This is a genomic window from Bacillus sp. ABA4_010 (genome assembly GCF_056159105.1).
Map to the genome: position 1 here is coordinate 3,011,440 of NZ_JBSWUN010000003.1, position 25,422 is coordinate 3,036,861.

At 37.9% G+C, this 25,422-nt stretch carries 23 protein-coding genes, 2 pseudogenes and 1 riboswitch; of the genes and pseudogenes, 5 read left to right on the plus strand and 20 right to left on the minus strand.

All coding sequences use genetic code 11. The annotated features are described in order from the left end of the window. Position 1: 1 nt before the first annotated feature. The 12 genes from ACXAEO_RS16105 to ACXAEO_RS16160 form a co-directional block, all read right to left on the minus strand. Positions 2–739: an amino acid ABC transporter ATP-binding protein gene (locus tag ACXAEO_RS16105; protein ID WP_474882953.1), complete on the minus strand. Its 738-nt coding sequence runs from the start codon at positions 737–739 to the stop codon at positions 2–4. Next, on the minus strand, positions 736–1,458 hold the full coding sequence (locus ACXAEO_RS16110; protein ID WP_474882955.1) for an amino acid ABC transporter permease: 723 nt from the start codon (positions 1,456–1,458) through the stop codon (positions 736–738). The genes ACXAEO_RS16105 and ACXAEO_RS16110 overlap by 4 nt, the downstream gene beginning before the upstream one ends. 115 nt (positions 1,459–1,573) lie before the next feature. Then, positions 1,574–2,401, minus strand: coding sequence for a transporter substrate-binding domain-containing protein (locus tag ACXAEO_RS16115; protein WP_474882958.1), 828 nt, complete (start codon positions 2,399–2,401; stop codon positions 1,574–1,576). Between the two features lie 209 nt (positions 2,402–2,610). Beyond that, positions 2,611–2,715: riboswitch (SAM riboswitch) on the minus strand. 77 nt (positions 2,716–2,792) lie between these two features. Then, complete coding sequence (gene rraA, locus ACXAEO_RS16120) at positions 2,793–3,275, minus strand: ribonuclease E activity regulator RraA (RefSeq protein WP_474884220.1); 483 nt, start codon at positions 3,273–3,275, stop codon at positions 2,793–2,795. A gap of 95 nt (positions 3,276–3,370) precedes the next feature. Next, a complete protein-coding gene (locus tag ACXAEO_RS16125; RefSeq protein ID WP_474882961.1) occupies positions 3,371–4,390 on the minus strand; it encodes a MupG family TIM beta-alpha barrel fold protein in 1,020 nt (339 codons plus the stop codon). Beyond that, positions 4,387–5,748: a PTS transporter subunit EIIC gene (locus ACXAEO_RS16130; protein ID WP_474882963.1), complete on the minus strand. Its 1,362-nt coding sequence runs from the start codon at positions 5,746–5,748 to the stop codon at positions 4,387–4,389. The genes ACXAEO_RS16125 and ACXAEO_RS16130 overlap by 4 nt, the downstream gene beginning before the upstream one ends. A gap of 191 nt (positions 5,749–5,939) precedes the next feature. Further along, positions 5,940–6,794, minus strand: a complete 855-nt coding sequence (locus ACXAEO_RS16135) for a MurR/RpiR family transcriptional regulator (protein ID WP_474882965.1) — start codon at positions 6,792–6,794, stop codon at positions 5,940–5,942. 12 nt (positions 6,795–6,806) lie between these two features. Then, positions 6,807–7,715, minus strand: a complete 909-nt coding sequence (gene murQ / locus ACXAEO_RS16140) for an N-acetylmuramic acid 6-phosphate etherase (protein ID WP_474882967.1) — start codon at positions 7,713–7,715, stop codon at positions 6,807–6,809. 243 nt (positions 7,716–7,958) lie between these two features. Beyond that, a complete protein-coding gene (locus tag ACXAEO_RS16145) occupies positions 7,959–8,411 on the minus strand; it encodes a hypothetical protein (RefSeq protein WP_474882969.1) in 453 nt (150 codons plus the stop codon). A gap of 3 nt (positions 8,412–8,414) precedes the next feature. Beyond that, on the minus strand, positions 8,415–9,233 hold the full coding sequence (locus ACXAEO_RS16150; protein WP_474882972.1) for a DUF3100 domain-containing protein: 819 nt from the start codon (positions 9,231–9,233) through the stop codon (positions 8,415–8,417). 112 nt (positions 9,234–9,345) lie between these two features. After that, positions 9,346–10,521, minus strand: coding sequence for a M20 metallopeptidase family protein (locus ACXAEO_RS16155; RefSeq protein WP_474884222.1), 1,176 nt, complete (start codon positions 10,519–10,521; stop codon positions 9,346–9,348). Positions 10,522–10,619: 98 nt separating this feature from the next. Then, positions 10,620–12,248 carry a helix-turn-helix domain-containing protein gene (locus tag ACXAEO_RS16160; RefSeq protein ID WP_474882975.1) on the minus strand — a complete coding sequence of 543 codons (1,629 nt, stop codon included), beginning with the start codon at positions 12,246–12,248 and terminating at the stop codon, positions 10,620–10,622. A gap of 348 nt (positions 12,249–12,596) precedes the next feature. Between ACXAEO_RS16160 and ACXAEO_RS16165 the strand changes: the two genes are divergently transcribed. The 3 genes from ACXAEO_RS16165 to ACXAEO_RS16175 are packed head-to-tail and all read left to right on the plus strand — an operon-like array spanning position 12,597 to position 15,298. Beyond that, positions 12,597–13,109, plus strand: coding sequence for a DUF6431 domain-containing protein (locus ACXAEO_RS16165; RefSeq protein WP_474884223.1), 513 nt, complete (start codon positions 12,597–12,599; stop codon positions 13,107–13,109). 40 nt (positions 13,110–13,149) lie between these two features. After that, positions 13,150–14,505: a DDE-type integrase/transposase/recombinase gene (locus ACXAEO_RS16170; RefSeq protein WP_474882977.1), complete on the plus strand. Its 1,356-nt coding sequence runs from the start codon at positions 13,150–13,152 to the stop codon at positions 14,503–14,505. Next, the gene (locus ACXAEO_RS16175; protein ID WP_474882980.1) at positions 14,498–15,298 is read left to right on the plus strand and encodes an ExeA family protein; all 801 of its coding nucleotides are present in this window, start codon (positions 14,498–14,500) and stop codon (positions 15,296–15,298) included. The genes ACXAEO_RS16170 and ACXAEO_RS16175 overlap by 8 nt, the downstream gene beginning before the upstream one ends. A 356-nt stretch (positions 15,299–15,654) precedes the next feature. On the opposite strand, the pseudogene ACXAEO_RS16180 reads toward ACXAEO_RS16175, so the two are convergent. Continuing rightward, positions 15,655–15,813: pseudogene (locus ACXAEO_RS16180) on the minus strand (IS21 family transposase); the annotation flags it as partial. A 138-nt stretch (positions 15,814–15,951) separates the two neighbouring features. On the opposite strand from ACXAEO_RS16180, the gene istA reads away from it, so the two are divergent. After that, the gene (gene istA / locus ACXAEO_RS16185; protein WP_474884226.1) at positions 15,952–17,496 is read left to right on the plus strand and encodes an IS21 family transposase; all 1,545 of its coding nucleotides are present in this window, start codon (positions 15,952–15,954) and stop codon (positions 17,494–17,496) included. Continuing rightward, positions 17,496–18,260 (plus strand): IS21-like element helper ATPase IstB, encoded by a 765-nt coding sequence (istB, locus tag ACXAEO_RS16190; protein ID WP_474884227.1) that lies wholly within the window; start codon positions 17,496–17,498, stop codon positions 18,258–18,260. Before istA ends, istB begins: the two co-directional genes overlap by 1 nt. Positions 18,261–18,285: 25 nt before the next feature. On the opposite strand, the pseudogene ACXAEO_RS16195 reads toward istB, so the two are convergent. From ACXAEO_RS16195 to ACXAEO_RS16225, 7 genes and pseudogenes are all read right to left on the minus strand, one after another. Further along, positions 18,286–18,429 (minus strand): annotated as a pseudogene (locus ACXAEO_RS16195) (helix-turn-helix domain-containing protein); the annotation flags it as partial. A gap of 243 nt (positions 18,430–18,672) precedes the next feature. Further along, positions 18,673–20,238 (minus strand): lipopolysaccharide biosynthesis protein, encoded by a 1,566-nt coding sequence (locus tag ACXAEO_RS16200; RefSeq protein WP_474882983.1) that lies wholly within the window; start codon positions 20,236–20,238, stop codon positions 18,673–18,675. Between the two features lie 5 nt (positions 20,239–20,243). Further along, the gene (locus ACXAEO_RS16205; protein WP_474882985.1) at positions 20,244–21,197 is read right to left on the minus strand and encodes a capsular polysaccharide synthesis protein; all 954 of its coding nucleotides are present in this window, start codon (positions 21,195–21,197) and stop codon (positions 20,244–20,246) included. 39 nt (positions 21,198–21,236) lie between these two features. Next, positions 21,237–22,298: a polysaccharide pyruvyl transferase family protein gene (locus ACXAEO_RS16210; protein WP_474882987.1), complete on the minus strand. Its 1,062-nt coding sequence runs from the start codon at positions 22,296–22,298 to the stop codon at positions 21,237–21,239. A gap of 7 nt (positions 22,299–22,305) precedes the next feature. Continuing rightward, positions 22,306–23,271, minus strand: a complete 966-nt coding sequence (locus ACXAEO_RS16215) for a glycosyltransferase (protein WP_474882988.1) — start codon at positions 23,269–23,271, stop codon at positions 22,306–22,308. A gap of 54 nt (positions 23,272–23,325) precedes the next feature. Further along, the gene (locus tag ACXAEO_RS16220; protein ID WP_474882990.1) at positions 23,326–24,396 is read right to left on the minus strand and encodes an EpsG family protein; all 1,071 of its coding nucleotides are present in this window, start codon (positions 24,394–24,396) and stop codon (positions 23,326–23,328) included. Between the two features lie 110 nt (positions 24,397–24,506). After that, complete coding sequence (locus tag ACXAEO_RS16225; protein WP_474882992.1) at positions 24,507–25,400, minus strand: glycosyltransferase family A protein; 894 nt, start codon at positions 25,398–25,400, stop codon at positions 24,507–24,509. Between the last annotated feature and the right edge of the window lie 22 nt (positions 25,401–25,422).

The window sequence follows — 25,422 nt, forward strand, 5'->3', positions numbered from 1 at the left end:
ATCACTTCTTCATCGCCTTACTTAAAAACTGCTTCGTTCGCTCCACTTGAGGGTCGTTAAAAATTTGCTCCGCCGTTCCTTCTTCAATAATGCTTCCATTTTCCATAAACACAATGCGGTCTGAAATCTCACGGGCAAAATGAAGCTCATGTGTAACAATTAACATCGTATTTCCTTCATTGGCTACATGTTTAATGACCGCTAACACTTCCCCCACTAACTCTGGATCCAGAGAGGACGTCGGTTCATCAAATAATAAAACTTCCGGTTTAAGCGCAAGCGCCCGGGCAATGCCTACCCGTTGCTGTTGCCCCCCAGAAAGCTGAACTGGATAATGATTCAACCGTTCCTTCAGGCCTACCTTCTCCAAAAGTTCAAGACTCACCTTTTTCGCTTCTTCTGGATTCATACGCTTCACCGTTGTTAAGCCAATCATGACATTTTGCAGCACCGTTAAATTTTTAAATAAATTGTACTGCTGAAATACCATTCCCGTGGATGTTCTTAAAGAAAGAATATCGGCCTTCGTCGCCGATTCCACATCAACGCTTTTTCCGTTAATCTCAACAAGCCCACTAGTAGGCTGTTCTAAAAAGTTTACACAGCGTAATAACGTTGATTTCCCCGAGCCACTTGGCCCTAAAATCGTGACAACCTCGCCTTTCTTAATGGAAAGATTAATCCCTTTTAACACATGCTGCTGATCGAAATATTTATGAATGTTCTCTACCTTAATCATGAAGCAATCCCTCTTTCATATCTGCGGGCACGCTTCTCGACTCTAGCAAGCAATCTCTCCACAACAATACAAAGGATCCAATAAATAATCGAAACCGCAATATACACTTCAAAGAACGCCAGCCCCCGAGAGCCGAGAATTTTCGCTTGTCCCATAATGTCAATCACGCCAATAATAAATACAAGAGACGTGTCCTTAATTGTACTAATAAACATATTTCCGAGATTCGGAATCGCTACTGCTAAAGCTTGCGGGAAGATAATTTTCACCATCATTTGTGCTGGGCTCATCCCGATTGCTTTTGCTGCTTCAAACTGCCCGCGATCGACCGACTCAATGGCTGACCGGATCGTTTCCGATAAATAGGCGCCTAAATTAATCGAAAAAGCTAATAAGGCATAAATTTCAGGAGGAATAATGTTCACATCGACATTTTGAAGCTGATCATATTCCGTTTGAACATAATAAATCACTTTTGGGATGCCATAAAACACAAGATAAATTTGAACCAATAAAGGTGTTCCCCTTATAAACGACACATAGCAAGAAGAAATCGTCTTCAAGACCGGAACTTGATAAATTTTAATAAGGGCTGTTGTTAGTCCAATAAATAAACTCAAAATCATAGAACCTACCGCGATGCCAACGGTAACCGGTAACCGTGCTGCAATCGCAGGAAAACTTTCGATTAAAAACTGAATATCCAGTAAATTGTCCATTCTCTATTCCCTTCTCTTATATATATTCCATTTCATCACTCGACACAGCTTCATTTGATTCAAGAACATTTACAATGGTTATTCAGACCACTTGAATTTTCTAGGTCGATTTATATTATTCAGGGATGTATTCTCCGCCTGTCCATTTTGTTGAAAGCTTAGCTAATGTCCCATCTTCTTTCAGCTCTTTTAGAATTGGATCTATTAATGCCTTCAACTCCTCACCTTGCTCTTCATCTTTCAAGACAATCCCCATATTATCGTTCACTAACGGCTGTCCGACCACTTCTAAGTCTAAATCAAACTTTTCCATGACCGAATGAATCATAATCGGATCATTCACATAGGCATCCACACGACCATTCTGGACATCTTGTAAAATTTCCGAAGGGTTTCCACTTTCGCTATATTTTAAAATAATATCGTTATCTGCTTTTTTATTATGTTCTTCCAGTAATAGCGTGTACGAATCACCCGCTAACGCCCCAACCTTCTTCCCTTCTAAATCTTCTATGGTCGTAATATCCTTTCGACCAGCCTTCACGACAATGACCGTTTCTGCTGCAAAATAAGATTCATCTGTAAATAAGTACTTTTCTTCACGTTCTGGCGTTTTCGCTACTTGGTCTGCAATGGCCTGAATTTTATTTGACTCTAAGGCTAGGAACATACTATCCCAAGGCGTGGCCACAAACTCAAATGTATAACCATCTAGCTTTTTATCAATTTCCTTCACTACTTCGATATCATAGCCTGTTAGTTCATTGTTCTCATCCGTGAAGGCGAAAGGCGGATAATCATTTTGGGTTCCAACTAAAATCACTTTTTCCTCTAGTTCATTCGTCGCTTCATTTGCTGCTTCTTTCGTCGAACAACCGCTCAATACTCCGGCAAACCCTACTAATGCCACTACTGGTACTAATAAACGAGATCTTTTTTTCATGTCTTCGACTCCTTCTTTTCATAAATGAAAATGATGACCATATAAGTAATGACTTACCAAATTTATAAAATGAATAAATAATGATACACATTCGAAAAAGGAACGCAACTATTTAATTTGAATATTGGGTTAATTCAGAATATCATTCGTTTAATCTCTTAATGTAAACAAAAAAACCTCTTTCAATCAGAAAGAGGCTTTGTATCGAAACCTTATCTCTCAGAATGAAACACTCTGCAGGAATTAGCACCTTTCATCGAAATGATGGTTGCTGGACGTCATCGGGCCTGTCCCTCAGTCTCTCTTGATAAGATATTTATTTTTTAGCATATTATGATATTAGTTAATATTGAGAATATTGTCAAATGAATTTTTAATCATTTACGTGAATTCATGTGAGGAGATTTCTTGCTGCTGTCATAACACCATCTTCATCTGCATACACATAGCTTCCCGGAACCCAATCGATTCCGCCGAAATGAAGGGTCGTCTCTCTTTCTCCTTTTCCTTCTTTTTTACTTTTTAACGGATGCGTACCAATGGCGAAAATCCCGACATTTAGCTGCGCTAATTCTGCACTATCTCTGACACAGCCATTAATAATAACACCCGCTAACCCGCGCGTTCGTGCAATCTCCCCTAATCGGTCGCCCATTAATGCACAGTTTCTAGAACCTCCCCCATTCACTACTAATACGTGGCCTGCCGGAATCGTTTCAAGAGCTTCTTTTACCAATACATTATCTTCGTGTACGTTCACCGTTGAAATTGGACCAAAAAACCTTCTTTTCCCGCCGTACGACCGAAACTCGACCGTACAAACGTTCAATTCATCCGCGAAATCATCACATAAATCCGCCGTTCTCACTTCCATCATCCCATCTCCCTTCCTTACATTGTTCTTCATTCGCTCACGACCGAAAAATTCCTTTTGCATTTGGTGAAGGAAATGAAACGTGACACCGAAACCTATGGCTTCACCTTCTTCAATTCCAGCCTTTGACCAGGATGAACAGCGGAAAGAAGGGGGACATCTTCTAGTATAACGTGGCCGATGACATTCACTCGTTCATCCGCTGGAAGATCCCGTAAGATAATTTGCACTTCACCGCGGTAACGTCCGTAACGGTCATTATCCATCGTAATCATTCCTTGCAGACGTTTCACCGTGTTAGTCGGTTCCACACATTCTGCCCTTCTCGTATCCATCAAACGGATAACATCTCTAGCGGAATCGGGACGAAGACGGTATTCTCCTTCTGGCAAAATCGAAGACTGAATCCGAATAGGAAGAATGCTATCTGCATCATATTTCACCAATTGTTCCAACAACCCCTCACCCGGGTCCGAATCACCGACATACACATCTGTGATCCCGGAACGATACAGCTCAACGGCCGCTGCAAACGGGTCCATATACCGATGACGTTCCAAAGTTGGAAGACCAGCAAAAACGGGACCTCTTTTCTCTCCTCGTCCCGGAATATATGCACAAACCGGAATATGAAACCGTTGGAATAACGCCGTTTGTTGACGAAAAAAGTCATCATCCAAGCCCGTTTCACAGCGCGGGTAAAAATTGTGCCAAGCGATTAACTTTTCAGCGTCCATACCGCTAGCAAGCAATCTTTTCAATTCGTCTTCAAACAAAATACTTGCATTCAGGGCAAGGTGAAATCGTTTGGATAAGCTCATAATCGTCTCAGCATCAAAGCCATCGTCCAAACGAATTCCGACAACACCGAGGGACGTTAGCTCTTCCAACCTTTGAATTCCTAAATGTCCAGGTGTCTTCAGTGAAACATCCGCATACACGTCCACTCCATAATGTTTCGCTGTTTCAAGCAATTGTTGGGCACGACTTGCCAGTTCTCCTGTTTCTTCAGGAATGTGAAGCGAGGTAAAAGCTCGCTTCACTCCTTTTTGACTCGCTTCCACTATTCGTTGTTCCGCTAACGGATCATTCAAGTAAAAAGAGATACCAATCATTCAAACTCACTCGCCATCTCGTCTTTAAATCCGAACAAATAAGTAAAGACAAAGCCCGCTGCATACGCAATCAATAAACCAATCAAATATAAGACAATTTGCTGGGTATGGACAAGAAAGGTTAACGGTAATCCGGAAACACCGACCGCAATCGTGGCGATTTTAAAGTAAGCCTGAAACGCACCACCGATTCCCGCTCCAAGGCAAGCGGTTAAAAATGGACGTCCAAGTGGCAGCGTGACACCAAAGATTAACGGCTCCCCAATCCCTAGCATCCCTGACGGAAGCGCACCACCAATCGCTCGTTTTAAACGTGCTTTCTTCGTTTTCATATAAATGGCAAACGCGGCACCAACCTGACCGGCACCTCCCATTGCCAAAATTGGCAGAAGCGGATCATCACCAATGGAGTTAATGAGTTCAAGATGAACCGGCGTCAACCCTTGATGCAGCCCAGTAACAACAAGCGGCAAGAACGTTGCCCCCAGTACAAAGCCAGCAACCACCCCTCCTACATCTAAAACAGCAAGCAACCCTGTTGTAATGCCATCTGAAATCCATCCACCAAGCGGCATAAAGACGAGATATGTCACAACCCCTGTAATAAGTAAAGCAACCGTTGGCGTCACAATAATATCTAGTGACTGGGGGACAAACCGGCGAACGCGCTGTTCGACTACCGCGATAAAAATCGCCGCCAATAAAACCCCAATCAAACCGCCTCGCCCTGGCAATAATTCTTCACCGAAAAGACTAATCCCCGCAACGGCCGGGTTCATAATTAAAATGCCGGCTAATCCGCCTAAAGCTGGTGAACCGCCAAACTCCTTCGCCGCATTGATTCCAACTAAAATACCTAAATAAGCAAACAACCCGCCGCCAATTACCGTTAAGATCGTCGCAAGTTGTGATTCTGCCGGCAGCCATCCAGCTTGAACAACCGCCTTTGTAATTCCCGTAATCAACCCTGACGCAACAAGCGCAGGAATAAGCGGGATAAAGATACTGGCAATTTGGCGCAAAAACAACTTAAATGGCGTCGCATTCTTTGTTTTTAACTCTGATTTTTTCTTTGCCGCAAGCTCTTCTAAATTAACATCCTCTGAATCTTGTAATAATTGACCAAACGCTTCTGACACTTTATTCACTTTTCCCGGTCCTAAAATAATTTGTAACGTTTCTTCTTCCACCAATCCTAAAACGCCATCCATCTTCTTAATGGCTTGCTTATTGACAATGCTGCCATCTTTCGGTGTGACGCGAAGACGGGTCATACAATGCGTATACGCTGCAATGTTTTCTGCCCCGCCAAGCTGTTCTAATAGTTTTTTCGCTAAAACATGATTTTCCCCAGACATTACGGTTTCCCCCTCTTTTTTTATCTAAAGTTTGGAAATAAAACCTGAATGAAACCATTTTTAACACTTCTAGAAGAAAACCCAGCTCAGAATTTACCACTTCTATCAATCCGGATTTCCCCTCATCCCCACTTACACTTCTCCACGCTTAAAAATAAAAATCTTACTCTCCATTAATGCGGAATAGCCGGTTACTTTGTTTCTTTTAAAAACTGGATCGCTTCTCGTGTCTTATCGATATAAGCAATCGTCTCCTCATAATGCTTCGTGGCCATAGATAAAAACAAAACATCAATCACATACAACTGGGCTAAACGAGAAGACGTTGCCGCGCTTCGGAACGGTGCTTCAGTCGAATAAGACGTATACAGACAAATATCGGCTAACGAAGACACTGTAGATTGCCCATATTTGGTTAAAGAAATCGTCTTTACACCGCGTTCTTTTGCCAATGAAAGCACTTTAATGACCTCTGGTGTTTCGCCTGAAAAAGAAATCCCAAACACCACATCATCTTGCCCCGCATTCGCAATTAAAGTCGCCGCCAGATGAGCATCTGCAAAAGCTGTTGCACCTTTATTAATTCGAAGAAACTTTTGCTGGGCATCCATCGCAATAATATGAGAAGCCCCTATTCCGAAAAGATGAACATGATTCGCATTCAAAATCGCTGCCACAGCGCGCTCCAGCTCTTCATAATTGATAATTTCGGCTGTATCACTCAAGCTTTGAATGCTATTACTTGTTGTCTTTTGAACAATGGAGGAGATTGATTCATCTGGTTCTATATCCCGATACCCTTGCTCGGCAGGCTTCACCAAATCGCCCGCAACTCTTACTTTCAACTCTTGGAACCCTTTAACCCCAAGGGACTTGCAAAGCCGAATCACTGCCGCACTGCTCGCATTGGCTAATGTTCCTAACTCTCCTGCCGTACTGTTTACAACATCATGAGGATGCTTTAAAATATATTCCGCAATTTTCCGCTCCGATGCCGGAAGCTGCGGAAGCATATTTGTAATCATATTTAATCCACCTGTTGCCATCTTTCTTCTCCTTTACGCTTTACTAAGCTCCACCGCTTTTCTAACATAGCCATTCGCTTGCTCAAGCAGCTTCTTCGCCTCGTCATACCCTTTATCGGCTTCCAGCATCACAATCGCCGTCTTCACTTCCAGATTAGCGGTTTCCAATGTTTCTTTCGCCTCGTCATACGAAACACCGGTCACTTTACAAATGATGTTAATAGCACGTTCTTTTAACTTATAATTACTTACATGGACGTCCACCATTAAATTTTCATAGGCTTTTCCGAGCTGAATCATCGTGGTCGTCGAAATCATATTCAAAATCATTTTATGGGCTGTCGCTGCCTTTAATCGTGTAGACCCTGTTAGCACTTCTGGCCCTACAATCACTTCAATGCTATGGTCCGCTGCCTGACTAATAAGCGAATGTTCATTGCAAGACAACGCAACTGCTTTCGCTCCCACACTGCGGGCATATTGCAAAGCACCAATCACATACGGTGTACGACCGCTTGCCGCTATGCCAATCACCGTATCCTTCTCTGTAAGATGAATGGCTTTTAAATCTTGTGCCCCGAGCTCCTCTTTATCTTCTGCTCCTTCAACCGCTTTTACAAAGGCCTTCTCGCCTCCAGCCATAATGCCTTGCACCATCTCAGGCGCTGTACTGAACGTCGGTGGGCATTCAACCGCATCCAGCACGCCTAGTCTTCCACTCGTCCCAGCGCCAATGTAAATGAGACGCCCTCCATTTTTTAAGGACTCAGAAGCAAATTGAATGGCTACTTCCACATCTGGCAGCACTTGTTGAACCGCTAATGCCACTTTTTGATCTTCCTCATTCATCATTCGTAAAATCTCTGCCGTATTAGCCGTATCCATATGCATCGTCTGTTCATTGCGCGATTCTGTCGTTAATAACGTAAGCTTTTGACTCATCGATGTCGCCTCCAAATCATTTTTGCCAAAACGTTGATACCCTTATTATAGGTTGGCTGAAATTAAATTTCAATTTTTATTTTAATTTTATGAAATAAAAAATCAAATATGACAAAAAAATAAAATGGACGTCTTGAATACGAAAAAGAAGAGTAGTTGGCCATAAAACCATCTACTCTCCTTTTGCACTCGATTTCCACATATTAACGCCATAACAGTTGGACACACGAGTCTATCAGCTTATTAAATAATCCCCTGCCATCTTAAAATCATTTCCGCAATTAACGCTGAACCTAGGAACGTTCCGAATAACACAAGCATAGCAACCACCATGCTGCGCCAGCCAAGTTGAACGAAGTCCGTCCAAGATCGGCCGATGGCAATTCCTGCGTAAGTTAAGATGGGGGTCGTTAGAGCTAATAGATTGACAGCTGATGTCCATTCTACGATTTTGTCTGAACCCGGCATCCACGGCATCGAAAGAACCGTACCGATAATCGCAATGTAGGCCACACTTGGAATTCTGCCTGGCAGAACTTTTTGAATGATTAATCCAGCCAGACAAATCAACACCAGTACAATCATACCCGGAATCGCTTCTAATGGTAGCACGTCATATCCCACCCAGTTTCCTAGTAGTGCTACCACACCAAAAATCGCTAATAATAGACTCCACTCTTGTATGTTTTTTAGCATCGTTTACATCCCCACTCCTGTTTTTTCGGCTGCTTTTTTGTCACGTCGCTTCGCTAAAACATTGTACATTTTTTCCGTTAATGGCAGTCCAATGAAAATACTCATGTATAATCCGGTCGATAACGATAATAGATTACTGGCTCCGGCAAAAGCGAGAATATCATTTTCTAAATGCGGGAAGGCTGCGACGAGTGAACCGCTTGCTGCGGCCATCATACTTCCACTTCCAATTCCAGAGGCCATCGCAAAAGAAAGAGGATGAAGCGGAGTTAATGTTGCCAAAAATCCAGAAATAAGGCCCATAAATACCGCTCCAAATACCGTACCAAAAATATAGATAGACATCACCCCGCGACCTTCCGGTGAATTGAAGCCATACTTATCCATAATGAGACCAACGTTCGGTTCACGAGCGACAGAGTGCGTCATCCCGATACTTTCACGCTTTAACCCAAGAAATACTGCAACAGGCAGAGCTAAAAGAATCGTCCCTAAGTTCCCAAACTCTTGCAGCAATAACGCTGGACCTGCTTCAATCACTTTCGGCAAGGATGGACCAATGATGACACCAATTTTAGCAATTAACAACGTCACCCCTAACACAATAAGCGATTCTGCATTCTTTGACTGTTTTTCTTTAATAAGAGGCGTAAAATAAAGTCCGAAACCGATTAAAATCGCATACAGCATCGGTAATAACAACACCACCCCTGGTCCCACTGTAAACTGATGCGTGCCAATCGCTTCTGTTACCAAAACGATGACAAATACCACTGCATGAAGACGCCAATCTTTCCAAATATTTTTCAATTCTTCTCCCATAATTGCTGCCTCCTTCAAATTCGTGCGTTGCTGTGACCATTCTACTCTCGCTAAACTCACTGCTCGTGTGTCTACGACTCTTTTTTATGTAGGCCATACACATCTACTATGTTTATTGTTCAAAATGCTTTAAAGCTCTTAGTAGCACATCCACTACAACCGTCACCGTACTTGGGATGACATCTTCATTGACTAAAAATTGTGGGTCATGCCAGCCTTTGTCCACCCCTTTTTCCACATCACCTGTCCCAACCCAAAAGAAGCAGCCAGGAACATAGTTTTGATAAAGGGAAAAATCCTCTCCCCCCATCGTTGGCATCGGCGCTACAATCGCGTCACGCCCTGCGATTTCTTCCACCGACTGACGCAAAAGTCTCGTCATCAAAGGATCGTTCTGAATCGCCGGAACTTGTGGAATCAATTGTACCTTCGCTTCTGCATTGTACCCACTCGCAATTTTTTCAGAAATTCGCTCAATGAGTCCAGGTAATTGCGCGCGCACTTTCGGATTAAAACTTCTCACTGTTCCGATCAATTCCGCCGTGCCGGCGATAACATTATGCGTCGTACCCGCTTGAAAGGACCCAATCGTAATCACCACAGGCTCAAACGGATCGATGTTTCGACTCACCGCCGACTGCAACCCCATCACAACAGCCGACCCAGCGACAACCGTATCAATAGCATGCTGCGGAATTGCCCCGTGACCGCTTTTACCCGCAATCGTAATTTTTAATGTATCAACAGCCGCCATTAAATGTCCCTCTGTAATCCCAAACTGTCCAGCTGGAATGTCTGGTTGATTATGAAGTCCGAATATTGCGTTAATTTTTCCATCTTCAAACAATCCAGCTTCAATGAGCTGTCGCGCTCCTTGCGTCGTTTCTTCGGCTGGCTGAAAAATAAAGCGAACGTTCCCCGTTAATTGCTCCTGCTTCTCTGCCAACACAAACGCCGCACCTAATGCAATGGTCATATGAAAATCGTGACCACACGCATGGGAAACCCCTTCATTGACGGACGCAAACGGTAAATCAGTTTCCTCCTGAATCGGCAATGCATCAATATCTGCACGAAAAGCAATTGTCGGTCCCTCTTTTTTCCCCTTCAACTCGGCAACGACGCCCGTTTCCATCGTGGACGGTAAAATCGTATACCCCGCTTCTTTTAGCCAACGCTTTAAACGTTTCGTCGTTTCGTATTCCTTTGAACTCACCTCTGGGTGTTGATGGAGCTCTCTACGAATACTAATAAGCCTTTGTTGAAGGTCGTGATGAATCATGACCATCGTATTCACCCTGCCACGCTCCTTTTTACCTATTTATTACTAATAATAATAAAATTCTGTGAACTTAAAATAAATGTGTCTATCCACAACGTTTCACCTTAAACGTTGTGGATAGACACATAGATACGGTAAGCCAATACAACATTGACCCAATTCGTTTCCTGTTCAAACGAAACCTGTAACGCTCTTTCGATTTTTTTCAGGCGATGATAGAGCGTATTCGGATGAATATGTAATTTCTCAGCGGTCAATTTATGGTTTCGATTACACTCAATAAAGTTCCCAAGCGTTTCCATATACTCAGGCTCCATTAACAGGAGAGGCTTCAACTTATCTTGAACATAGTACTCTAGCACCGTTCGATCCACTTGCTGCCATAACCGTTCCGCGCCAAGCTTTGAATAATTGATAAACTTCTCATGCAGGGCCGTCTTGCCATAACGAACAGCCTCCAACGCTTCCCTGTACGAGTCACGAAGCTGACTGATCGACACCTTTCGTCCAAGCCCATACACAATCTCTAGCTTCCCGCCCCATTTCCGGTCAATCGATTGCGCCATTTTATCAAGTACATCCTCTGTGACGATCGGTGTGACAATAATCGTTTGATAAGCTTTTGTAAACGTAAAGCTAGATTGGGCGATAGATTGGCTCAAGCTTTCAATCGATTTCACAAACCGTTCTTTATCCATCACCACCGTTGACATCCAAAGCGGTGACGTTTTTCCTTCTAACACAAGACAAGCAAACATTCCATTCGGGTCCCATCTATATTGTTTGGCGATTCGTTTTAATTCCTCTAACGAAGCCCCTTCAATCATTTGCTGAAACACCTCTTCGCGGAAATGCAGCTCTTTTTCATATAAGGCATTTTCCTTCACAAGCTCCATCGCAATCGCCGTCCCCGCATGCTCAAGCGCCACCATCTCCAGCGAAGTTAATGTGCTCACTTGTTTCTCCAGTTGAATATACCCTAACACTTCCTTCCCGCGAATGATGGGATATGTATAAGAATCCGTTTCAGTTACGTTCCATTCATGAAAAGTCACCTTCGTCTGAAGAATGCGCGAGACAAGAAATAAAATCGTTTTAATCCCGCCACCCTCCAAAAGGATTTTCGTAAACTTATGATGAATCTCTAATGAATGCTCTAGCTGATTGTTTTTTTCCTTCAAAGTTTGAAAAAGGTCGGAATGAACAAGGGCAATCGCACTTTGATCGGCAATGATTTCAATTACTTTCATATCATCTTCGGTGAAAAACCCATCATTTTCAAAATTATCTACAACGAGAACACCGAGGCACTTTTCTTGATAAATAAGCGGCACACAAAACGCACTTCGCACATGCCGTTCATGCACACCTTGAAAGTAATAAGTATAATTTCGCTCGGTCATCGTGGCCATATTCACATGAATTTCATCACGCTGCGCAAATAACAGCGACCTCTTCTCCGTAAAGGCCTTTCCCGTCAACGATTCACCTGGGGCAAACGCGATGTTCTTCATCATCCCCACATCAACCCCAACCGCTTCCGCCATTTTCAATGTCTCATCAACAGGATCATACAAATAAAGAATACTCGCATCAGACACATCCGTTAAATCAACAGCTGCCTGAACAAGCGTTTGCAAAACCGTCGTAATATCAAGGGACTTCGTCAACAACTTATTAATCTCTAGTAACTTTACAACTTTCTCTGAATTGGTAATGGATGTTAGCGGCATATGAGGACACTCCTTCATGAAGGCAAATTGTTAGCTTTATATCAATCGATTTAGGAAATTTGGAATCTTTTGTGTTTTATTATACAGAAGACATGGGGGTGATGTAAGGGGAGGTGTTATTACTATCCCAAAATGACCAAAAGTTGACGGTATTGCCTGTCCGGGATTAGACGATTATAATATCTATATATATTTCAAAATATTTAGATATTTATAATTCTGGAGAAAGAAAAAGGACGCCTCCCATCATGTATATCTACAGATATACGGGAGACGTCCCCTCATAAAAATCAACTATGGTTATTGTATTAGATTACCAACTTATTGAAAATACCTTTACAGGAGTTTTTGGTTAGAGGTGCGGGGAGGATTTCTTCTCCTTGTTGCGGGAAAAGCATGAGCGTAATTGGTACTAGAGATAGAAAATCTAAAGAAAGATCTCGAGAGACAAAAGTATATAATATTCGGCGATTGTGTTGTGATCAATGCGGTCGGATTCATCATGAATTACCAGATTTCTTAGTTCCATATAAGAGATATGAGTCAGAGTGCATAGAATTGGTTCTATCGAACCCTTCTACTCATGATGTTCCAGCTGATGAATCTACCCTATTTCGTTGGTTTGAGTGGTTTAATCGTTTTGTAGATTATTGGACTAATTGCCTCATATCCATTCTGCTTCGAACTAAACAGGAAATGCTCCCTTTGAATTTGACGTCCGCAAATTCAGAGACTGCACTTCAAAGAATAGGACGATTAGTGGGGAATGCCGCCAGATGGCTGGAGAGAATTGTCCGTCCGATTGTGAATATTAATTTGTGGCTACATACCCGTTCCGCATTCTTGTCCGAAGATAGCTGATTTACACTCATGATAATCACATATGTAGAGGAGTGTTATCATGAGAGATCAAAAAAAGGCAGAAGAAATGGCGGCACAACGATTTCAGCTCATTGCCCCTCTTTTAACGGAAGGGCTAGATGCAGGAAAAGCAAAAGAACTGAAAGACCAAATTTGTAAAGTCAGTGGTCTTTCTGAAAGGACGATTAAACGTTACCTTGCACAGTATCGTAACGAGGGCTTTGGAGGATTACTACCAAAAGGCATTTCAGGGAAAAGTAAATCAGAGGCTATTCCATCACATTTATTGGAACAAGCGATTCTCCTTCGAAAAGAAGTTCCTAGTAGAAGTGTCGTACAAATCATTCAAATTCTTGAGTGGGAGGGTCTAGCAGAACCTGACCAATTAAAACGTTCTACTCTTCAGGAAAAATTAACCGAAAGAGGATATAGTACTCGTCAAATGAAGCTATACTCTCAAACAGGAGTAGCTGCTAGACAATTTCAAAAGCGTCATCGTAATCAGCTGTGGCAATCAGACATTAAATTTGGACCTTATCTGCCAATTGGACCAAATGGCACGAAAAAGCAGGTTTACTTAGTGGCTATAATTGACGATGCGACTCGTTTTATTCGTCACGGAGCCTTCTATCCTACCCTTGATTCGAGGATTATCGAGGATGCTTTTCGAAATACCATTCAAAAATACGGCGTTCCTGAAGCAGTTTACTTTGATAACGGAAAACAGTATCGAACCAAATGGATGTCCCGCACCTGTTCCAAGTTGGGTACAAGACTTATTTTCGCTAAGCCTTATTCAGCTGAATCAAAAGGAAAGGTAGAACGTTTTAATAGAGTGGTAGATTCCTTCTTAGGGGAAGTGGCTCTCGAAAAACCAAATACTTTAGACCGATTGAATGAACTCTTTCAAGTATGGCTATCCGAGTGTTATCAAAGTAAGCCCGACTCGGGGCTGGGAGAGAATGTCAGTCCAGAAACAGCTTTTCGAAGCGACAAGAAAGCACTTCGTTTTATTAACCCAGATATATTAGCTAATGCTTTCTTACATTGCGAGACAAGGAAAGTAGATAAATCGGGATGCATTCGTTTTATGGATCAAAAATATGAAGTTGGTCTTTCATTTATTGGACGTCAGGTAGATGTTGTCTATGATCCTGCGGATTTGGAGGAGTTAACTATTGAATACGAGGGATATTCCTCTTGGAAAGCCAAAAAGCTTGTGATTGGAGAAAGGTCCGGAAAGCGTCCAACATTGCCTTCACATCTCCAAACACATGAAGCTGATTCTTCCAGGTTATTAAAAGCTGCCGAACAAAAACATCAAGAAAGAAAAATTGAACAAGCTCCAGCTGTTTCTTTCCATGCTGTTTGGAAGGAGGATGGTGAACATGTTTGAAGCTTTTTATGGAATGGAACATCCCCCTTTTACAAGAGATGTTCCTACTACTCAACTTTATGATTCATTTACAAGGCAAGAAGTGTTAGGCCGATTAAAGTATACGGCAGAAAGGCAGTTATTTGCCGTTTTAACTGGGGATTGTGGTACAGGGAAAACAACGACGATTCGGAAATTTGTCGATGGCCTTGATCAAGGAAAATTTCACGTGCTTTATTTATCGGATTCAAAACTAACCCCTAGGCATTTTTATAAAGGTTTGTTAGAACAGCTAGGATCGGAGGCAAAGTTTTATAGAGGTGATGGCAAACGGCAGCTTCATCGAGAAATTGAGCTAATGAGAGGTATTTATGGAATTCAGCCAGTCGTCGTGGTTGATGAGTCACACCTTTTAGATCGTGAGATGCTTGAGGAGGTAAGATTTTTACTCAATTTTAAGATGGATGCACAAAGCCCGATGGCCCTTATTCTTGTGGGGCAAAGTGAATTATGGGATCGTCTATGTCTTCAATCATACGCAGCTATACGCCAAAGAATAGATATTCAGTTCAAATTAAGTCACTATGATCGAGCACAAGTAGATGCTTATGTCTCACGACATCTAGAATATGCAGGAGTTAACCAACAAATCTTTTCGGATGGTGCTTTGGAAGAAATTCATCGATTTTCTGGTGGAACTCCAAGACTTATTAATAAAGTATGTACACACAGCCTCCTGTATGGGGCTCAAAATGGACGCCGTATCATTGATGATCATATGCTGAAACATGTTATTCAAGGGAAACTAGCTTGAAACGGAACTGGCTGTCAATGAGATATCACAATACATTAGGCTACTGGTTGGTCACCGAAGGTGATACGGGGCATATGATCGATTCCGATAAATGGTTCATACTTTGTATGGGTGAAAACGAAGAGATTCTTTGTCGACTAGAATTTGGAGGACAGTGGTATATAGTAATGGGTTCGGAAGGTGTAGAATTAACCTTAAGAAAAGGTCAAACTTACAAAATTAAATTAATATAGATACTCAGTTTAAAAGGGAAGCTAAGAATTATACTGCTTCCCTTACTCTTTTGTCACTGTTTCCGTCAATTTACGGACAAAATTTCACGTCAATTGGTGGACATTTTACGGTGTCATTAACAGTTGACGAAGAGGACGAACAAAATCTCTTAGAATCGTCATCTTTCCCTCGTAACCCATCGCTTGAATCTCCTCTAACAGTACAACACAGTTAGTTGTTCCTTCTTTAACTCGTTGAAGGATGTAGGGCTTATAAGGTTCCAGCTTACTCTCTTTATGCTTATCAGTTGTAAACGCTAGAATAAAATTGACAGCATTTGCTTGATTGGATTTTACACTTTTGCTCGAATAGCCTAAGACTTTAGTAAAATAGTTTACAACGTTATTTTGCTGGAGGTTAGGATTTTGGAGGAGAAATTAGTGTTGTATGTGAAGATTCAGGAATTACATAAACGGAGATTTAAAGTATCTCAGATCGCTAGAGAACTTAAGTTTTCTAGACCAACTGTCTACAAATATTTAGACATGACATTTCATGAAGCAAAAGCTTTTACAGAACAACCTCATGGGAGAAAAAAGAAATTAGATGGTTATAGAGACTGGATACTCGCCTGGTTAGAAGAATACCCGCACCTAAGTGCTGCACAAATTCTTGACTGGCTGCTTGAGAGGTATCCTGAACTAGTGGTTGGTGAAAGTACTGTAAGATCCTATGTAAGAGAAGTCAGGGAAATCTATGATATTGAGAAGAAAGTAATTGTTCGGCAATATGAAGCAGTTCCTGAACAACCGATGGGTAAACAACTCCAGGTGGATTGGGGAGAAACGAAACAGAAGACCACTACCAACAAAGAGATTAAGCTATACTTCATTGCATTTGCACTCGCGCACTCAAGGCATAAATATATGGAATGGCAGACACGCCCTTTCACTACTAGAGATGCGATCCGGTGTCATGAACACGCGTTTCAATTTTATGGGGGACGTCCAGAAGAGATTGTATATGATCAAGATCACCTGATCACAGTCAGCGAAAATGCGGGCCAGCTGCTTTTAACAGCTGAATTTCAAAGTTATGTGAATGAACGTAAGTTTAACGTTCACTTATGCAGAAGAGCTGACCCGGAATCTAAGGGCATGATTGAAAATGTCGTTAAGTATATAAAAGGCAACTTCGCAGACAGTCGCGTGTTCAGCGACATAGAGGATTGGAATCATCGGGCATTACAATGGTTCCAGCGTACCGGGAACCATCAAGTTCATCAAACAACGAAAAAAAGACCAGCAGAAGTGTTTCTCCTCGAAAAGCAACACTTACAGCCAGTCTCTTCACTACTTTCATATGAAAGTACCAATAACTCAAGTATAACAAGAAGCGTGAGTAAGGACAACACGATTCGCTACAAGTCAAACCGTTATTCCGTCCCACTTGGGACTTATCAAACAAATTCTGAGAATATTATCTTGATTGAAATTAAAAATGGCGAGCAACAAACGCTCGTGATTCGAAAACAAGCAGAAGATGAAATCATTGCCGAGCATGAAATTAGCTTAGAGAAAGGAAAGCTGATCCAAAATCGCAATCACACTCGTGATCGCTCAAAAGGAATGGAAGAGTTTAAACAACGTCTGATTTCCTCGTTTGAAAATCACGCTCAAGCAACTGCCTATTTGGATGAGATCAGTAAAAGATACCCTAGGTATCGGCGGGATCAGTTTGCCATCATTCATCGGGTAATTCAACAGTATCCAGCGTTTATTGATACGGTGATGACCAAATGCTCGGCAGAAAAGCTGTATAGTGCTAACGATTTTCGTGATATTGCACATCATCTTCATACATCGAATCATCAGTCTGTACAGGAGATAGAACCTCTTTATTCTAAACGAGCAAAACATTCTGGTATCAAGGCCTCTACCCGATCCTTAAATACGTATACAAGCATTTTGGGAGGTCGCGCATGATGAATAAAACTGTAAAAGAACTGCAGGATCAATTTCGTCAGTTACGCTTATCAGAAACCGCTGAGGAGCTACCACAGCTTCTTCGCGAGGCTGAAAAGGCTTCCTGGACATATTTAGAGTTTTTGGAGTCCATAACGCGATATGAACTAGACAAACGTGAAGCGAAAAGTCTAGTAAGAAGAATGAAATGGGCGCGCTTCCCTTTCGTGAAGTCATTAGATGAATTTGAACTAAAAGGTCAAAGTGTTCTGACTGCCCGTCAGTTAACACAACTCAGAGAGTTAAGTTGGCTAGAGCAGCAATACAACTTAATATTATTAGGTCCACCTGGCATTGGTAAAACATATATAGCAATTGGACTGGGACTAGAAGCTGTTCAGAGAGGATTCAATGTTTACTTCGTGACAATGGGTGAGCTTGTACAGCTCTTAAAGACAGAAGAATATCTGAACAAATCAAAGGTACAACTCAAACGTCTCAGAAGTGCTGACTTAGTGATCATAGATGATTTGATGTACATGGCGATAGACCAGAGGGAAGCAAACTTATTTTTTCATTTAATCAATCATCTATACGAACGAAGTTCGATCATTCTAACCTCAAATAAAAGTTCAGATGAATGGGGCAATTTAATTGGTGATCAAGGCATTACCACTGCCATTTTGGATCGATTGCTTCATCGTGTGGAAATCATTCATGGTGAAGCAGATGAGGAGAGTCATCGTATGAGAAATCGGAAAGGGATATTTTCAGCAGAAGTGTAAAATTCGACTTGACGTCTACATCAGTTTCCTTGCGTTCCGGCAACTGACTGCTTTTTAGATATTTGCTGATCGTTTTACGATCGAAGCCTGTTGCTTCTGCAATGGCTGTTTTCGTCCACCCTTTCTGAAATAATTCTCTAATCATAAAAAACTCCCCAATCTTCAGCATCGTTTCTTCAACTCCATCTTTGATGTTTGTTTCGAAACGATTATCTGTTATTTTTGGGGAATTTAAAATCGTTGTTATTGAGTATTTTACAACCATTGATTACACAAACTTCTCTTGGTAAAATTAAATAAATAAAAAGCACTCCTGAGGTAAAGAAGATGTCCTAATATTAAAACACTTCCGTTTAAACTTACCTATGACACTATATGGGAGAAAACACTGATAGTAAAAAGATATAACAAGTTACAAATTGGCTTTTTTCTTGAAACTGAAATTGCCGATTTTATTATGTTGAATAATTCTTATAAAAAATTCTTTACTTTGAATAAACAATTTATTATTCCTATAAACTGCAAAATAAATAATGTTCGGAATTATCAAACATATAATCGCTTTAATTATTAAAGTTAAAACTCCTCTATCTGGAATTAAAATAGTACAGAAATAAGTTATAACACAACTAATCGCAATTATGAATGTATACCACAGATGATCTAAGAAAAAATACCTAAGTTTATAGCCTTTAAAATAATATTTAAATATAATTTGTGTGCCATAACCATAATTAATTATTAGTAAAGAAATTAAAGTGCCTGTCACAGTACCTAATACACTAAATTTTGAAGTTAAAATCCAATTCAATACTACGTTCAGAACCGTTTCAATAATTGCACGATATCTCGCTTCCCACCAAAGTCCTGCCGCATCATGATAAATAGCACGTATACCGCCAAGCGTCATAGCATAAAAATAAGTACAAAACGCTACTACTATTGAGAAAGGAAACATCATACTTTCTCCCACCCATAACTTCATAAACGGCTGATACAAACATAACAAATTTACAGTACATATTCCACTTATCCAGGAATATATAAAATTGAATTTCCGCATATCATTATAGTTTTTTTCAACGCTATCTAAAACCATGCTATTTCCAACGCCAGCAGTCAAGGAATTGGTGATTATTGATAAAACACTCAATATAGCTGCCATTATATAATAGTAATTACTATAAATAGCTACTGCCGTTAATCCGATCAATGAAGAGATAAAAATACTATCGAATGCAATCCGACTAGTATTACATATTCTTGTAATCATCAAACCTTTTACTTTTTGTTTAATATCCTGAATTGTTTCTTTTTTAAGTTTTCCTCTGCTTTTATACTGAGGAAACATTTTATTAACCAAAATAGCAATTCCGATATTATTTATTATCGTAAAAATCGGCATTACAATAATAAACATATAGTAATTCTCAAAAGCAATTAATATGATAACTTGGACAAAATTTAGCAATAAAGTTATTATTGAATTTATGTTACTGATTATACTATTTTTTTGATGAGCGTTTAGCAAGGCACTTTTATAGGCAAAAACAAAATAGCCAATAACCGTATTTGACAAGTAAATTAAATATAGAATTTGTAAATTAATATCCGCCGGATAGGAACCACTAATAAAATGATTTAAAAATGGCATTAAAAATAATCCAATAATTAATACTGCACACCCAATAAACATATATAATTTTCGATATAAATTCATAAGTGCACATATAGTTTTCTGGTCATCTTCGGCTATTGGCTTATACATACTAAACACAATTGCAGAACTGATGCCCAACTCAGCCAAGTTCAGAACTTGAAGAATAGAAATAAAAAGACTATTTAATCCTAAGTATTCAGCTCCTAAAACATATATAATTACTGTCCTAACAAGAAATGGTAGTATAATATTAATAGTTTTATTTAGAATACCCCATATAATATTCAAAAATGCATTCCTAGAACGATTAATTATCATTGGACTTACTCCGTATCTTCTAATCTAGCTAAGAATCCGTAAAAAGTTTGTTTTCCTTCATTAGTAACTTTTTTATATTTTTGTTTCCAAGTTAACTTAAAAAATGTTGAATTTTCTACTAAACTATCATATCTTTCTCGTTCAAATTCCTTATCCATTATTAAATGCAAGTCATAAACATTTTTGTTATTTACATTTAAGTTATCTATCGTTTCTCTTATAGAATCGATATTTTCATAAGCAACTCTTATTAGTAAATTTTGTAAAAAATAATCAATAATAGTATCATGTTTTTCCCAATATAATAATGTTGCTTCCAACACATAATTAACTAGCAAAGAATTAGAATTATCTTTTAGCATAAATCCGCTCCACTGGCAATTAGAAACAACCTGACCTATATAATTAGGATCAAAAACCTTATCTAATTTAATCGACCAAAATTGAGGGTTTAATAGAAATTCTTCATCAATCTCTTTAGCACAATAGATTGTCGAATCGATCCAGAAACCTCCCCATTTTGCGAGTAATGTCCACCTAAGGATATCTGATAATTGAGTATATGAAATTTTACCACACTTAACTTTTTCCATAATAAAGTCTGGAATATTTGCATACTCTTTATAATTATCCAATGTTATTAAATGTAACTGAGCACTTTCAGGCAACATTTTTTTTAACTGTTTATAATTGAGCTTACAAAGTTCAGGCATATTTGCTTCCCCTTGGAACCAACAGACCCATACAGGCACCTTATCTTTCTTAGCTAGAGTACTATCTTTAGGAGGCATAGAATTGTATTTATCAATTATTGGCTGCTCAAATTTTTTAAGATATGAGCATAATAATGCTATATACTTTTCATCTTGTTTTGAAAATTTATAAACACAATATTTAATTGCAAATATTAGGCCAAATTGCTTAATTAACGCATATAATTTTTTTAACATTAAAAACATAAAATATCACCTTCCGGAAAAGTAGACATTACTTTCCAATTATTCACTAATCACTTGATGTAAATAATCCAAAGACTCCTGACGCCTTTTTTGCAATACTAAATTCACATTATTATAATCAATTCTAGTTTGTTTTACATTATTTTCATCAATATTTATGATTCTATCTGTTAATTGCACATTCTCTAATAGCTCTTTTAAACGAGCATTAGTTTGATGTGGAGGTGGTAAAAGCTCAACATGAAACTGTTTATTATAAATTAATGAAAATGCTAATCCATGAAATGAGTTTGTCACAACAGCATCAGCATTACTTATTAAATTTAACCATTCCAATGGTCCCGCATCACGAATACATTTAATACCAAATTGCGGTTTAAGAGATGAAGTTATACAATATAGCTCTGCTCCCATTGAATTTGCTAAATTTTTTGCATATTCTACAATTTTATCTCCATTTAGAACTGTATATAATAGTACATACTTTTTCTTAATTAGAGGTTTATCTATCATCTTATTCCAATCTGATTGTGATAAAAGCATCGTAGGATCTAAAACTACCGGAACATCTTGTCCAGTCAGTTCCTTTATAATTTTCTGTCCGCTTTTTTCTCTGATACTAATATTTTTAAAATCCTTAAGAAGCTTTTTAGATACATTAAGATTATTATCACTCAAATTATCGGATCCGAAACTAGCTGCATAAGAATTTTTTTTCTTTGAATCATCTACAAAATCCAAAAAATATGCTGTATTATTGCCTGAAGTTTCTAAATTCCAGACCTGATCGCTACCAGTAATAAAAAGGTCATATTTCTCATTAATATTCTTCAAATCACTATCTGTTATAATTGATTGATTTCCCACTAAGAATTGCTTCTGAAATTCTTGAAATCTATTAACTCTTCTTTTTAATTGTTTATTATAAAAGCCTTTTATTATTTTTCTCTTAAGACTTTTTTCTTTTTTAGGGTTAAAATATTCATTATTATAATTGATTATTTCACATACATTTCCAATTACATTTTTCAAAGCATATGCTTGTAATGCAGCACCATAGTTATTTGCATTTTGAAAAGTTAAAATCCCTATTTTTTTCATTAAATTATTATCCTCTCTGTCTTTTCATTAAATACATTAGTGATGGTAAATAACGTTTTATAAGCAAAAAAACTTTATCCCTAAAGGGTGTCTCATTAATTATTAACGCTTTATAAAGATATTTTCTCTTTCTTTTTAATTCTTGCAGTATTTCATTTTCATTTTTATAATACTTTTTTATAAAATAATAATTGTGAAGAATAGTACTATAGTAACGGTAGAGAAGCATATTATATAAATGATGATTATTTATTTTTTCAAAGAATTTTAGTTGTCTTTCAATCGCATCTATACTATCCAACGCCTTAAGTGAATATCCAGTTCTCATTTGACTTCCTTCTGATAAATAGTAAAAATATAATATCTCATCTGTAACAATAGATACCTTAGATTTATACAGAATCTCATGAATTAAATATTCATCATCAATACCCTTTCCTTCAATAAAACTAAGACCATCTAATACTTCTTTTCTGATTAATTTATTCCACAATACAGCTGATTTTAGATATCCGTTTTTACTACAGAAAGCTTCTAACATTTCAATATTATCCACACGTTGGATATTAAAAGTCTTATCAGATACCACACTTTTAACTTCGTCAGTATTTTTTACTATTTCAAAAGAACATTCCACTAAATCAGCGTTATAATTAGTAGCTAATTTTATTAGTCTTTCTAAGAAATTATTTTTCACATAATCATCTGCATCGACAAAAGCAATAAACTCTCCTCTAGCTATCGATAACCCTATATTTCGTGCACTTGCGGAGCCACCATTCTCTTTATGAACAACAACTATATTTGAATAATTATTTTTAAAATAATCACAAATCTCCCCACTTCCATCTAGTGAACCATCATTTATTAATATTATTTCGAAATCAGTGAACGTCTGACAAACCAACGAGTTCAAACACTTTTTTAAATACTTTTCCGCGTTATAAACAGGTACAATAACACTTATCTTCATGTCGTCGTCACCTCCACAAATCTATATTAATTTAATATTGAATATAATCATTTTTTAATTAAAGAAGAAAGTAGTATAATTCAACAATTCTCCATCACTAAAAGTGTATAAAAACCTTATCAATATTACGATAAAAAGAAAGTAGATTCCTAGAATATACAAATATTTATCTTTTTTTAAAAATACTTGATTATTAATTGTTAAGATTACATACATTGAAATCATATAATACTCAACGAATCTACCAACAAAATCTATATTTATTGATCCTAGAATCATAACAATAAAGGCAGAATACAACAAAACTTCCTTGTGTGGATTATTTATTATTTTATACTTTAAATAAAAAATAATAAGAAACCCCCACATCATTATATAATTTACTAAATTTATCCCTTGCGAATTTGTGGCTATTTGGATATATTCGCTGAATTTAGGTCCTGAAAAAACCAAGAATATATTTGCTAGCAAATTAAAAATAGGCTTTGATAGAACGAAAAAAACTGCGGAAATTATAATTGTTATGAATAACATTTTTCGCTTTGGAACCCGTCTCATTAACTTCAAAATAGGATAAACCAATATATTAGCTAATGATGACTTATGCCATAGCCATGAAATTAAAATCCCTAAATAACTCTTAACGGACTTATCAAAAATAGTTAATAGTATAATCCATATTAGTAATACTGCAATATTCTGTCGTAGCAATACAAAGTTATTCCACAAAAAACCATAACAAAAATAGATAAATAAAAATAAATTACGTTCAAATTTATAAAGATGGAGTTTCTTTATGACAACACTTAGCAAAAAAATTGATAAAGCAGTATATATTACTTGATAAAATCTATAATCATCAAAAATTGATTTGACAATAGAATTAAATAGAGCATACCCATATGCATAATCAGCATTATAACTAAATATGTCCGTTAATATTGGAACTTGATAATTAAAGAATATTTGGTAATGTTCAGTATCCCATCCACCTAAATTAATTTCTCTAAAAGCTGTAAAAATAAAGAGTATTATTAAAGAGAATTTATAATAAATATCATTATATTTACCCGAAAAAAAACATCCCATAAATAGGAAAGTCGCTATGATTACATAAATAAGCAATTTTTTTACTCCTTACTTTGCTGTCAAAAGTATCATTTTTTATTCAACTATAAATTTCCAGTCTATCTGAAATTTATTCAATTCCTTTGCAACAATAGAAAACCAATATATTAAATTATTTTTTTCATTTTAAAATTATCTAATTTACACATAACAAAACCTCCTATAATGCCAATAGTGTTTAAAAAGAGAGTAGCATTAAGTCCATATTTCCTTTTAGGTAGTTTACTATGAAACAAGAACCTATAATAATTAATAAAACCCTTTATTTTGTATGAAATTGGTATACTATATCCTATCAGTGTTTCATAGTACAATAATGTTCCTTTTATATTTTTAATTCTTATAGATGTGGATTTTTTTGTTAACCCACCCTCTAAATATTCACAAATATAGATGATTTCATTTACCCATCTCATTTTATATTTTTTTCCAAGTCTATCCCAAACAATAGCTTCAGTAATAAAGTTTTCACCTTCAATTTCTGGAAATTTATTTTCTTTTAGAATCCTGGTAAGAAATGCTTCCGCTTTGTCTCCCTTAATACTTCTTTTATATCTATAATCTAAGATACTACAATCTAATATATAGTCACTATTTGTGTTTCCTACTATTTCTGTATTACTGTATCCTTTTAAACCAGAAACACCGCAAAATTCTTCTTTGTTACTAATTGAATCCCAATTTGAACTGAGGACCTCAAGTGCGTTACTATTAAGGTAATCATCACTATCAACAATGAAAAAGAGCTCACCCTCAGATATATCTAATCCCTTATTTATAGCTCTATGTTTACCCCCGTTTGGTTGTTTAACATATTTTATTGGTATTTTGTTTTCATAATTAAACTTTTTAACTTTTTCATCGATATTATCTGTTGAACCATCATCTACAATTACCCATTCAAAGTTATTATAAGTTTGAATCAAGAGGCTTTCATATAGTTTTTCTATTAAATCCTCCCTATTATATACAGGTGTAAAAACTGTAAATTTATAGCTCAATGTATATCCCCCTTTCAAGAGT

Bases quoted from the DNA above. Each gene is read 5' to 3' on its own strand.
- ACXAEO_RS16105 (WP_474882953.1), bottom strand. From the start codon at position 739: ATGATTAAGGTAGAGAACATTCATAAATATTTCGATCAGCAGCATGTG.
- ACXAEO_RS16135 (WP_474882965.1), bottom strand. From the start codon at position 6,794: ATGGCAACAGGTGGATTAAATATGATTACAAATATGCTTCCGCAGCTT.
- ACXAEO_RS16210 (WP_474882987.1), bottom strand. From the start codon at position 22,298: ATGAAAAAAATAGGGATTTTAACTTTTCAAAATGCAAATAACTATGGT.
- ACXAEO_RS16125 (WP_474882961.1), bottom strand. From the start codon at position 4,390: ATGATTGGTATCTCTTTTTACTTGAATGATCCGTTAGCGGAACAACGA.
- istB (WP_474884227.1), top strand. From the start codon at position 17,496: ATGAATAAAACTGTAAAAGAACTGCAGGATCAATTTCGTCAGTTACGC.
- ACXAEO_RS16130 (WP_474882963.1), bottom strand. From the start codon at position 5,748: ATGTCTGGGGAAAATCATGTTTTAGCGAAAAAACTATTAGAACAGCTT.
- ACXAEO_RS16110 (WP_474882955.1), bottom strand. From the start codon at position 1,458: ATGGACAATTTACTGGATATTCAGTTTTTAATCGAAAGTTTTCCTGCG.
- ACXAEO_RS16155 (WP_474884222.1), bottom strand. From the start codon at position 10,521: ATGGTCATGATTCATCACGACCTTCAACAAAGGCTTATTAGTATTCGT.
- ACXAEO_RS16175 (WP_474882980.1), top strand. From the start codon at position 14,498: ATGTTTGAAGCTTTTTATGGAATGGAACATCCCCCTTTTACAAGAGAT.
- murQ (WP_474882967.1), bottom strand. From the start codon at position 7,715: ATGAGTCAAAAGCTTACGTTATTAACGACAGAATCGCGCAATGAACAG.
- ACXAEO_RS16160 (WP_474882975.1), bottom strand. From the start codon at position 12,248: ATGCCGCTAACATCCATTACCAATTCAGAGAAAGTTGTAAAGTTACTA.
- ACXAEO_RS16115 (WP_474882958.1), bottom strand. From the start codon at position 2,401: ATGAAAAAAAGATCTCGTTTATTAGTACCAGTAGTGGCATTAGTAGGG.
- ACXAEO_RS16205 (WP_474882985.1), bottom strand. From the start codon at position 21,197: ATGTTTTTAATGTTAAAAAAATTATATGCGTTAATTAAGCAATTTGGC.
- ACXAEO_RS16145 (WP_474882969.1), bottom strand. From the start codon at position 8,411: ATGCTAAAAAACATACAAGAGTGGAGTCTATTATTAGCGATTTTTGGT.
- ACXAEO_RS16150 (WP_474882972.1), bottom strand. From the start codon at position 9,233: ATGGGAGAAGAATTGAAAAATATTTGGAAAGATTGGCGTCTTCATGCA.
- rraA (WP_474884220.1), bottom strand. From the start codon at position 3,275: ATGGAAGTGAGAACGGCGGATTTATGTGATGATTTCGCGGATGAATTG.
- ACXAEO_RS16200 (WP_474882983.1), bottom strand. From the start codon at position 20,238: ATGATAATTAATCGTTCTAGGAATGCATTTTTGAATATTATATGGGGT.
- ACXAEO_RS16215 (WP_474882988.1), bottom strand. From the start codon at position 23,271: ATGAAGATAAGTGTTATTGTACCTGTTTATAACGCGGAAAAGTATTTA.
- ACXAEO_RS16170 (WP_474882977.1), top strand. From the start codon at position 13,150: ATGAGAGATCAAAAAAAGGCAGAAGAAATGGCGGCACAACGATTTCAG.